Source organism: Thermoanaerobaculia bacterium, from assembly GCA_035717485.1.
Taxonomy (GTDB): Bacteria; Acidobacteriota; Thermoanaerobaculia; order UBA5066; family DATFVB01; genus DATFVB01.
The window spans coordinates 1-2,868 of sequence record DASTIQ010000211.1 but is presented as its reverse complement, the minus strand read 5'-3'; the positions used below and the strand labels follow the sequence as shown (position 1 = coordinate 2,868).

Sequence of the window (2,868 nt, the reverse complement as noted above, 5' to 3'; positions counted from 1 at the left end):
CTCGGCGGAACGGTAGAGCCCGACGGTTTCCGCGCCGAGCCGCCGGCAGAGATCGAGCTTGGCTTCCGATCCGACCAGCGCCAGCGTCCGCATTCCCCTCCTGCGGGCGAGCTGGAGAAGCGCGCTTCCCACGCCTCCGGCCGCCGCGGTGACGACGAGCCGTTCGCCGGCGCGCGCGTCGCCGGCCGAAAGCGCGTAATCCGCAGTCAGAAAGGCGACGGGAATCGCCGCGGCCTCGACGAGATCGACGCCTTCCGGGATCGGGAACACGCGTGCGGCGGGACAGACGACCGATTCCGCGTGTCCGCCGAAGATCGGAACGGCCACGGCCGGCTGCCCGACTTCCAGACCTTCGACCTCGCCGCCCACCGCGTCGATGACGCCGGAGATCTCCATGCCCGGGACCATCGGCGCCGGGGGAGTGTTCGGGTACGCGCCCGCGCGGACGAAGAGATCGGCGAAGTTCAACCCGATCGCCGCCGTGCGAAGCCGCACCTCTCCGCGGGCGGGAGACGGGTCGTCGCGCTCGAAAAGCGTCAGCCTCTCCGGTCCCCCGAATTTTTCGACGATCCACGCGCGCGAACGACCCCGTTCCGCCATCGGGCTCCTTTTCGAATCCCGGGCGAGTTTAGCCGGCCTTTCGACGCTCACGGTCCCGGCCGTGCGTAATACATGAAATCAGGCCGTCCCCAGGCGAACTCCAGATCACTCACCGAGCCGAGGTCCGCGCGCCGGCGACGGCGGCGGCGCACGGGAGAGGGCGGCGTACAATACTCGCCAGAGGAGTCCCGAAAATGAATGCGAAACCGATGATCGACAAGGTGGTCGTCGTCCGAAAGGTCGCGGCGGCAAATCCCGCCCCCCGCGATTCTTCCTTCGATCCCAAAGCTCATCCGCCGGAATACGAGATGCACGTCTTCGTCAAGAGCTACGACGATCGCGCGACGGACGCGATGCTCGATCACCTCCTTGACGGCGTGGGGATCGAGTCGGAAGAGCTCGCGAAGTTCAAACTCGCGATCAGAGCGTTGAGCTTCGGAGACTACGTGTCGATCGACGTGCCATACCGGGCCTGATCGCCGCGAGATTTCCGAGCCGAGCCGCGGAGGACGCGACGCGAAAAATCTCGCCGAAGTAACCGAGGCGAGGAGGTTTGGGTCGCGGGAGGCCGCGCGGTTCCAGCGGAGCGTGGCGCGCGGCCGACGGAAATGGTGGAGGCGGCGGGAGTCGAACCCGCGTCCGGAGAAGTGAATCGGAACGCCACTCCATGCTCAGTTCCTCTTTGATCTCGGGCCGGCGCTCAAAGAGGAACCAAACGCGCCGACCCTACTCCGAATTGAATGTCTCCTGCAGGTCCGGGGACCCCTGCCGGATGAGCCCATATTTGCGACGCCCTTTTCCAGCGCGATGGGCGCGCTCCGGGAAGGACGTGGCTGGCACTAAGTGTTAATTAGGCAGCCAGAGCGAGGTTGCTGTTCGCAACTATTGTTTTCACCCTATTTTACGAGGCGAGTGAACCTCGGCATGCGACGTTTCGACCAGGCGACCCCGTCGAAACCGTTTCGCCCCCTCAAAGATCGAAGAGCATTTTACCATGTCCGGAGCGCCGGCGCCTGAGGCCGAAACCCTTGGAAAATCGAGGCAAACGTGTAACACCGCGCTCCGCCCGCACGTTTTTTGCACGCGAGACGGAAACTGCTCGAAAGGAGGGCGGATGGATTCCTCCCGAAGGACGCTGATCAGGACCTCTTTCGCCGCGGGTGCGGCGCTCGCCCTGCCCGCGCTGGGGGCTGCCCGGAAGAACGGAATCGGCAAGGAGAAGGGGGAGGAGACGGAGGTCACCGCCACGGAGGACCTGATGCGCGAGCACGGCATCCTGCGGCGCATCCTGCTCGTCTACCGGGAGGCCGCCGTCCGGCTGCGGCGCGACGCGGGCGCGATCGACGCCGCGGCGCTCGCCGAGGCCGCGAAGCTCTTTCGCGCCTTCGGCGAGGAGTACCACGAAAAGCTCCTCGAGGAGGCGCACATCTTCCCGGTCGTGAAGCGCCGCGGCGGGCGGGCCGCGCGGGAGGCGGACATCCTGATCACCCAGCACCGGCGCGGTCGGGAGATCACCGACTACGTTCTTTCGGCCACGCGCGGCGGGAAACTGTCGGCCGCCGCGGGCGCCGAGCTCGCGACCGTGTTCGACGCGCTCGACCGCATGTACGAGAACCACGCGGCACGCGAGGACACCATCGTCTTTCCCGCCTGGAAGACCGCGTTCACGAACAAGCAGCTCGACGAGAAAGGCGACGAGTTCGAGGCGATCGAACGGAAGATGTTCGGGCACGACGGGTTCGAGGACGCGGAGAAGAAGATTTCGGCGATCGAGACGACGCTGGGGCTGGCGGATCTGGCGCAGTTCACGGCGCCCCCGCCGCCGAGGTGAGCTGGCGCGGCGATACATCGAGCCGGCCGGGCGCGGACAGACCCGTGTCGCCCTTCGACGTACGCTTCCGGTGCGCCTGCGGGCGCCCCGGGCTGTCCGCATCCCGGCGGGCTCGCGCCTCGCCGCGCTTCAAGGTTTCGTTCAGCCGTCTCCCAGGGATGCCTCGCTCACCCATCCCCGGAGTCGATCATGAAGCTCGCAACTGATCGATTCCCCGCTCCCGCCGCGACGGTGCTCGTCCGTCTGCTCGTCGGCGGGGTTTTCCTCTCGGAAGGAATCCAGAAGTTCCTCTTCCCGGCGGCGCTCGGCCCCGGCCGCTTCGCGAAGATCGGGATTCCCTGGCCTTACCTCTCGGCTCCGTTCGTCGGCGCCGTCGAGATCGTCTGCGGAGCCCTCGTCGTCATCGGGCTCGCCACGCGGCTCGCCGTGATTCCGCT

The 2,868-nt window shown here is 66.8% G+C and carries 4 protein-coding genes and 1 other RNA gene; 3 read left to right on the top strand and 2 right to left on the bottom strand.

Annotated features, from left to right (window positions below):
- Nucleotides 1-600: alcohol dehydrogenase catalytic domain-containing protein (locus VFS34_11160; GenBank protein HET9795012.1), on the bottom strand; the 600-nt coding region annotated here is incomplete at its 3' end.
- A 194-nt stretch (nt 601-794) separates the two neighbouring features.
- Between VFS34_11160 and VFS34_11155 the strand changes: the two genes are divergently transcribed.
- Nucleotides 795-1,076 (top strand): hypothetical protein, encoded by a 282-nt coding sequence (locus tag VFS34_11155; protein ID HET9795011.1) that lies wholly within the window; start codon nt 795-797, stop codon nt 1,074-1,076.
- 133 nt (nt 1,077-1,209) lie between these two features.
- Here the strand turns inward: VFS34_11155 and ssrA are convergent.
- Nucleotides 1,210-1,570: a transfer-messenger RNA gene (gene ssrA, locus VFS34_11150) on the bottom strand.
- 144 nt (nt 1,571-1,714) lie between these two features.
- On the opposite strand from ssrA, the gene VFS34_11145 reads away from it, so the two are divergent.
- Nucleotides 1,715-2,431 carry a hemerythrin domain-containing protein gene (locus VFS34_11145; protein ID HET9795010.1) on the top strand — a complete coding sequence of 239 codons (717 nt, stop codon included), beginning with the start codon at nt 1,715-1,717 and terminating at the stop codon, nt 2,429-2,431.
- A 189-nt stretch (nt 2,432-2,620) separates the two neighbouring features.
- Nucleotides 2,621-2,868 (top strand): DoxX family protein (locus VFS34_11140; protein HET9795009.1); only part of this gene is annotated, 248 nt, incomplete at its 3' end.